Origin of the sequence: Devosia insulae DS-56 (genome assembly GCF_000970465.2) — a bacterium.
Lineage (GTDB): Bacteria > Pseudomonadota > Alphaproteobacteria > Rhizobiales > Devosiaceae > Devosia_A > Devosia_A insulae.
On record NZ_LAJE02000088.1, the window covers coordinates 1 to 7,379 of the forward strand.

Annotated in this window: 6 protein-coding genes; 5 read left to right on the forward strand and 1 reads right to left on the reverse strand. The window is 65.9% G+C overall.

What is annotated here, in order from left to right; translation table 11 throughout:
- Positions 1-41: 41 nt before the first annotated feature.
- Positions 42-1,028, reverse strand: a complete 987-nt coding sequence (gene iolG / locus VW23_RS06050) for an inositol 2-dehydrogenase (protein ID WP_069908689.1) — start codon at positions 1,026-1,028, stop codon at positions 42-44.
- Between the two features lie 160 nt (positions 1,029-1,188).
- On the opposite strand from iolG, the gene VW23_RS06055 reads away from it, so the two are divergent.
- The 5 genes from VW23_RS06055 to iolB all read left to right on the forward strand — a co-directional run bounded on the left by VW23_RS06055 (position 1,189) and on the right by iolB (position 7,205).
- On the forward strand, positions 1,189-3,069 hold the full coding sequence (locus VW23_RS06055; protein WP_069908690.1) for a bifunctional 5-dehydro-2-deoxygluconokinase/5-dehydro-2-deoxyphosphogluconate aldolase: 1,881 nt from the start codon (positions 1,189-1,191) through the stop codon (positions 3,067-3,069).
- Between the two features lie 169 nt (positions 3,070-3,238).
- The gene (gene iolD, locus VW23_RS06060; RefSeq protein WP_069908691.1) at positions 3,239-5,083 is read left to right on the forward strand and encodes a 3D-(3,5/4)-trihydroxycyclohexane-1,2-dione acylhydrolase (decyclizing); all 1,845 of its coding nucleotides are present in this window, start codon (positions 3,239-3,241) and stop codon (positions 5,081-5,083) included.
- A 123-nt stretch (positions 5,084-5,206) separates the two neighbouring features.
- Positions 5,207-6,124, forward strand: a complete 918-nt coding sequence (gene iolE, locus VW23_RS06065; RefSeq protein ID WP_069908693.1) for a myo-inosose-2 dehydratase — start codon at positions 5,207-5,209, stop codon at positions 6,122-6,124.
- Positions 6,125-6,187: 63 nt separating this feature from the next.
- Positions 6,188-6,430, forward strand: a complete 243-nt coding sequence (locus tag VW23_RS06070) for a hypothetical protein (protein WP_084645632.1) — start codon at positions 6,188-6,190, stop codon at positions 6,428-6,430.
- Positions 6,411-7,205 (forward strand): 5-deoxy-glucuronate isomerase, encoded by a 795-nt coding sequence (iolB, locus tag VW23_RS06075; protein ID WP_069908692.1) that lies wholly within the window; start codon positions 6,411-6,413, stop codon positions 7,203-7,205. The genes VW23_RS06070 and iolB overlap by 20 nt, the downstream gene beginning before the upstream one ends.
- Positions 7,206-7,379 lie beyond the last annotated feature (174 nt).

Below are 7,379 nucleotides of genomic sequence, written 5' to 3' on the forward strand. Positions count from 1 at the left end.
GGACAGGGGTGGGGGTCCACAGCCACCGGGCTGCGGGCCGATCACTCCACCCGCACGGCCTGCCCGGTCTGCGAGCTCCTGGTCGCGGCTTCCGCCAGCTTCTGCGCCTGCAAGCCGTCATACCCGGACGGGGTCGGCGTAACCCCCTTGGTCATCGCGTCGATGAAACTGTTCACCTCGGCCGCATAGGCCGCGACATAGCGGTCGATGAAGAAATTCTGGATCACGTCCTGGGTGAAGCCGGCGCCGTCGGCCCGCTCGAGCGTCGTCATATGGACATTGCCGGCGCGCAGCATGCCCTTCGACCCATGCACTTCGACCCGCTGGTCGTATCCGTAAGTGGCGCGGCGCGAATTGGTGATCACCGCGATCTTGCCAGAAGCGGTCTGCATCTGCACTGCGGCCGTATCGACGTCGCCGGCCGCCCCGATCGCTTTGTCGACCAGCGCGCTGCCCAGTGCATGCACTGAGACGAAATCCTCGCCGACGAGGAAGCGCGCCATATCGAAATCGTGGATCATCATGTCGCGATAGAGCCCGCCCGAGCGCTCGATATAGCTGACCGGCGGCGGCGCCGGGTCGCGCGAAATGATGGTGACGATCTCGACCTCGCCGATCTCGCCACCCTTGATGCGCTGCTGCACGGCAGCGAAGTTCGGGTCGAACCGGCGGTTGAAGCCGATCATCAGCGGCACGCCGGCCTGTTTCACCACCGGCAGGCAGGCTTCGATGCGCTCGACCGACAGCGACACCGGCTTCTCGCAGAGGATGGCCTTGCCGGCCCGCGCCGCCTGCTCGATCAGGTCGGCATGCGTATCGGTGGGCGTGGCGATCAGGATCGCTTCGACGTCGGAGGCGAGAATCTGGTCGATCGACGCCACCTGTGCTCCGACGCTGGCGGCGAGCGCCGCAGCGGCATCGGGAATGGCGTCGGCGACGTAGGCGACGCTGGCGCGGCTGGAATTGGCGATGGTCCCCGCATGCACCTTGCCGATGCGCCCCGCCCCCAGAATGCCAAACCTGACCACGGGATTGTCTCCTTGCTGCACGCTCCTGGAGCGCCTGGTGATGATGATCGAAACATAGAACGTTCATTCCGAAAACAGTCACTTCGGAATTGACGTTTCATTCGCGCGAGGGATACAACGGCCGCTGAAAGCTGTCCAGTCAGACCACGCGGGGGAGATCATGCCGGAGGCCAAGCTCGATGTCATCACCATCGGGCGCTCGTCGGTGGACCTCTACGGCCAGCAGATCGGCAGCCGGCTCGAGGACATCGGCTCGTTCGCCAAATCGGTCGGCGGCTGCCCGGCCAATATCGCCGTCGGCACCGCCCGGCTTGGCCTGAAATCGGCTTTGATCACCCGCGTCGGCGCCGAGCAGATGGGCGGCTTCATCAAGGAGCAGCTGGGTCGCGAAGGCGTCGACACCACCGGGATCGCCACCGACGACAAGCGCCTCACCGCCCTGGTGCTGCTCGCCGTCGAGGCCGAAGGCGTCTCGCCAATGATCTTCGTTCGGACCGACTGCGCCGACATGGCGCTCGACGAAGCCGATATCGACGCGGACTTCATCCGCTCGGCCAGCGCCATTGTGGTGACCGGCACGCATTTCTCCACCCCCAACGCCGAGGCGGCGCAGCTCAAGGCCATCCGCATCGCCAAGGCGGCCGGCCGCAAGGTGGTGTTCGACATCGACTACCGGCCCAACCTCTGGGGCCTCGCCGGCCACGCCGCCGGCTTCGAGCGCTACGTAAAATCCGACTACGTCTCGGCCAAGATGCGGCCGGTGCTGGCCGATTGCGACCTGATCGTCGGCACCGAGGAAGAGGTGCTGGTGGCGGCAGGCGAGAGCGACCTGCTCGAGGCGCTTAAGGCGATCCGCGCCGTCACCGATGCCACCGTGGTGCTGAAGCGCGGCGCCAAGGGCTGCATCGTCTATGACGGCCCGATCGGCGACGACCTCGAACAGGGCATTGTCGGCCAGGGCTTCCCGATCGAGATCTACAATGTGCTGGGCGCCGGCGACGCCTTCATGAGCGGGTTCCTGCGCGGCTGGCTGAAAGGCGAGAGCCACCAGACCTCTGCCACCTGGGCCAATGCCTGCGGCGCCTTCGCCGTCTCCCGCCTGCTCTGCGCCCCGGAATATCCGAGCTGGACCGAGCTCGACTATTTTCTCAAGCACGGCAGCAAGTTCAAAGCCCTGCGCAAGGACGAACAGCTCAACCACCTGCACTGGGCGACGACCCGCCGGCAGCACTGGCCGCGGCTCACCGCCTTCGCCATCGATCATCGGAAGCAGATCGAGGACATCGCGGGCGCGCAGACCGACCGCATCCCCGCCTTCGAGGTGCTGGCGGTGAAGGCCGCGGCGCAGGTGGCGGACGGCCGGCCCGGCTTCGGCATGCTGCTCGACGACAAGTGGGGCCGCGACGCGCTGTTCGAGGTGCCCAAGAATTTCTGGATCGCTCGCCCGGTGGAACTGCCCGGCTCGATCCCGCTGGAATTCGAGTTTTCGCAGGATATCGGCAGCCGGCTGGTCGACTGGCCGGTGGATCATGCGCTGAAGGTGCTGTGCTTCTGGCACCCCGACGACCCCTCAGGCATCAATGCCCGCCAGCTCGAAAAACTGCGCACCGCCCATGAGGCCTGCCGCAAGGTCGGCCGCGATATCCTGATCGAGATCATTCCATCCAAGGTCGGTCCGTTCGACGACAGTACTACCGCCCGGGCGCTGGGCCAGCTCTACGCGGCCGGGCTGAAGCCCGATTGGTGGAAGCTCGAATCGCAGCCGAGCGCCGCGGCATGGGCCGCAGTCGATGCAGTGATCGAGGCCAACGACCCACTCTGCCGCGGCGTCGTGCTGCTCGGCCTCGATGCGCCGCAGGACGAACTGGCGCGCGGCTTTGCCATCGCGCGCTCCGCCCGCACGGTGCGCGGCTTCGCCGTCGGTCGCACCATATTTGGCGAAGCCGCCAAGGCGTGGTTTGCTGGCGGTATGACCGACGAACAGGCGATCGCCGACATGGCTTCGCGGTTCGCGGCGCTGGTGGGGATCTGGGGGGAGTGATGGGGGCCAAACCCCTCACCCGTCCCGGCTTCGCCGGTCCACCCTCTCCCCGACGGGGAGAGGAATACCGACTGCACAGTCGGCGCTCTGTTCTTCTCCCCGTCGGGGAGAAGGTGGCGCGTAGCGCCGGATGAGGGGTTCGCGCCACTGCGCGTGAGGAGGAAAGCAAATGACCAACAAGACCATCCGCCTCACCATGGCGCAGGCGCTGGCGCGGTTTATGACCCGGCAGATGACCATTATCGACGGCAACAAGGTGCCGATCTTCGGTGGGGTGTTCGCCATTTTCGGGCATGGCAATGTCGCGGGCTTCGGCGAGGCGCTGTACCAGGTGCGCGACGAGCTGCCGACCTATCGCGCCCATAACGAGCAGGGCATGGCGCACGCGGCGATCGCCTTCGCCAAGGCGAGTTTCCGCCGCCGCTTCATGGCCGCCACCTCCTCGATCGGGCCGGGCGCCACCAATATGGTGACCGCTGCGGCGCTGGCGCATGTCAACCGCCTGCCGGTACTGCTGCTGCCCGGCGACGTATTCGCCAACCGCGCCCCCGACCCGGTGCTGCAGCAGGTGGAAAGTTTTGGCGACGGCACGGTGAGCGCCAACGATGTGTTCCGCCCGGTCAGCCGCTATTTCGACCGCATCACCCGCCCCGAGCAGATCATCCCGGCACTGAACCGCGCCATGCAGGTGCTGACCGACCCGGCCGAATGCGGCCCGGTGACCCTCAGCCTCTGCCAGGACGTGCAGGCCGAGGCCTATGACTATCCCGAAGCCTTCTTCGCCGAGCGGGTGTGGACGCCGCGCCGGCCGATGCCGGATGTGAACGAGCTGGAAGCGGCGGTGGCTGCGATCAGGACAGCGGAAAAGCCGGTGATCATCGCCGGCGGCGGCGTGTTGTACTCCGAGGCAGCCGAAGGGCTGCGCGCCTTTGCCGAGCGTCACGGCGTGCCGGTGATGGAGACCAATGCCGGCAAATCCAGCCTGCCGCACGACCATCCGCTGAACATGGGATCGGTGGGGGTCACGGGGTCGTCGGCGTCGAACCTCCTCGCCGAGCAGGCCGACCTGGTGCTGGCGGTAGGCTCGCGCCTGCAGGACTTCACCACCGGCTCGTGGGCGCTGTTCAAGGCCGACAATGTCAGGATCATCGGGCTGAACACGCAGGTGTTCGACGCCTATAAGCATCGCGCCATGCCGTTGATCGCCGACGCCAAAGTCGGGCTCGACCTGCTCGATGGCAAGCTCGGGCCCTGGCATGCGAGCGATGCGTGGCAGGCGACCGCCAAAGAGGCCAAGGCCAGGTGGCTGGTTGCCGCCAAGGCGGTGACCGACCCGACCAATGCGCTGCCTTCCGACGCGCAGGTGATCGGCGCGGTGCACCGGGCCCGCGGCTCGGGGGCGACGCTGGTCTGCGCCTCCGGCGGGTTGCCGGGCGAGCTGCATAAGCTCTGGCCGGCGGGCGCGCCAGGCAGCTACCACATGGAATATGGCTACTCGACCATGGGCTACGAGATCGCCGGCGGGTTGGGCGTGAAGCTGGCTAAGCCCCATGACGATGTCATCGTCATGCTCGGCGACGGCAGCTACATGATGATGAATTCCGAGATCGCCAGCTCGGTGATGCTGGGGAAGAAACTCACCATCGTGGTGCTCGACAATCGCGGCTTCGGCTGCATCAACCGGCTGCAGATGGCGACCGGCGGGGCGAACTTCAACAACCTGTTGAAGGACACCTTCCACGAGACGCTGCCCGAGATCGACTTCGCCGCCCACGCCGCCGCGATGGGCGCCTGGGTCCGCAAGGCGGCCTCGATTGCCGAGCTCGAAAGCGCCCTCGCCGAGGCCGACAAGGTCGAGCGCACCACCGTGCTGGTGATCGACACCGACCCGCTGATCTCCACCGAGGCCGGCGGCCACTGGTGGGACGTGGCAGTGCCGGAAGTCTCGGTACGGCCTGAGGTTAACGCCGCGCGCAAGGAATATGAGGAAGCCCTGAAGGGTCAGCGGCTTTAGCTGGGCAGTCGGCAATAGGCAGTCGCGACTGCAAACACCTGCCGCCCACTGCTAACTGCCGACTGCCTACTGCCGACTGCCTATTGCCGACGCATCGAAGACCGAAGGATTGCTGCGAGAATGCTGAAAGCCAAACTGGGCATGTCCCCCATCGCGTGGTGGAACGACGATCTGCCGGAGCTGAGCGATGATGTGTCGCTGGAGGAGTGCCTCCGCCAATCGCGCTCGGCCGGCTTCACCGGCATGGAAAAGGGCCGGCGTTTCCCTGACGATCCCGACATCATGCTGCCGATCCTCAAAGCGGCGGATGTGACGCTGTGCGGGGGCTGGTTCTCCGGCACGCTGGTCAACGAGGATCTCGCGACCAACCAACAGCGCATCGCGCCGATGATCGAGCTGTTCAAGGCGGTGGACGCCCCCTGCATCGTCTATGGCGAGGTCGGTCGCTCGATCCAGGGCGACCGCAGCAAACCGCTGGCCACCAAGCCGAAGCTGAGCGACGACGAGATGAAGGCCTATGCGCGAAAGCTCACGCAGTTCGGCGAGTGGTGCGCCGATCAGGGCATGCCGCTGAGCTACCACCACCACATGGCCGCCGTGGTCGAGACCGAGCCGGAGCTCGATGCCTTCATGCGCTTTTCCGGCCCCGGCATCCCGCTGCTGCTCGATGCGGGGCACCTGGCCTTTGCCGGCGGCGACGTGCTGCGCGCCATCGACAACCACCACACCCGCATCAGCCACGTGCACGTCAAGGACATCCGCCGCGCCGTGGTCGATGGGCTGGATCGGACGAAACAGAGCTTCCTCGACGCGGTGGCGCTCGGCGCCTTCACCGTGCCTGGCGATGGCTCGCTGGATTTCGCCGCGATCGTAAAGAAGCTGGCCGACTATGGCTATGAAGGCTGGTTCGTGGTCGAGGCCGAGCAGGACCCCAAGGCCAACCCGCCGCTCCGCATGGCGCAGGTGGGCCATCAGGAGCTGATGCGGGTGATGACTTTGGCCGGCTACACCGTGGAGACGCAGGGTTTCCCCAACCGCTGACATCTGGGCGTTTGCGGGAGCGCCATGATCCGACTAGTTTCGGGTCTTTCCGGAGGCATCGGCGTGAGCGAAGACAACCAAGAGAACAAGAAGCCAGGCCTGTTCACCATGGGCTGGTTCAAGCCGCTGTACCGGCGGGTGATCCTCATCGCCATCATTGCGGTGTGGTGCGGCTGGGAGTGGCTCTACAACCACGACCAGTTCTGGGGCCTGATCACGGCGGCGGCGCTGGCCTACGGCGTCTGGACCTTCTTCATCAACTTCGAAAATGAGCTCAACAAGACCGATGGCAAACCTAAAAGCTAGGCCGGCGGCCGAACAGGGCCACGTCCACCACATCACCCCGCAGACTGCCGGCTGGACCTATGTCGGGTTCGATCTGCACAAGCTGCCCAATGTCGGCGATGTGGCGCGCGGCGGCGGCGATGACCGCGAGGTCTGCATCGTACTGATCTCGGGCCGCGCCAATGTGACCGTCGATGGCCAGGATTTCCTCGTCGGCGGCCGCATGAGCCCGTTCGAGGGGCCAGGTTATTCGGTTTATGCCCCGGCGGGCGCCAACTGGCGCATCGAGGCGCTGACGCCGCTCGAGGTCGCGATCTGCTCGGCCCCCGGCGTGCGCGGCGCCCGGCCGCCGCGGGTGATCGGCCCTGCTGATGTCGAAAAGCTGACCCGCGGCACCGGCACCAATACCCGCTACCCCACCAATATCCTGCCCGAGACCGCAGCGGCGGATTCGCTGCTGGTGGTCGAGGTGATCACCCCCGGCGGCCACACCTCGAGCTATCCGCCGCACCGCCACGACGAAGACGACCTGCCGCGCCAGAGCTTCCTCGAGGAAACCTACTACCACCGCTTTTCGAGGCCCCAGGGCTTTGGCTTCCAGCGCGTCTTCACCGACGATCGTTCGCTCGACGAAACCATGCTGATCGAGGACGGCGACGTGGTGATGGTGCCCAAGGGCTATCACCCGGTGGCGGCGGTGGCGGGGTACGACATCTACTACCTCAACGTGATGGCCGGCCCGAAGCGGACGTGGAAGTTCTACAATGCGCCCGAGCATGAGTGGATGCTGGGCTGAAGGGGCCGACTGATAGAGACGGCCCCCTCCCATCCTCCCCCATGAAGGGGGAGGTGCTCCGCCGGTGTGTTGGGCACGATCGAAGCCACAAGCTCGACTCTTCACCCTTTCTCTTATACACCTCTCCGATCCCCCCAGACAGTCCTATAGCACCTATGCCGCTTTCTTCTCGAA

Coding starts and splice junctions, on each gene's coding strand:
- VW23_RS06055 (WP_069908690.1), top strand. CDS start 1,189: ATGCCGGAGGCCAAGCTCGATGTCATCACCATCGGGCGCTCGTCGGTG.
- iolB (WP_069908692.1), top strand. CDS start 6,411: ATGGCAAACCTAAAAGCTAGGCCGGCGGCCGAACAGGGCCACGTCCAC.
- iolD (WP_069908691.1), top strand. CDS start 3,239: ATGACCAACAAGACCATCCGCCTCACCATGGCGCAGGCGCTGGCGCGG.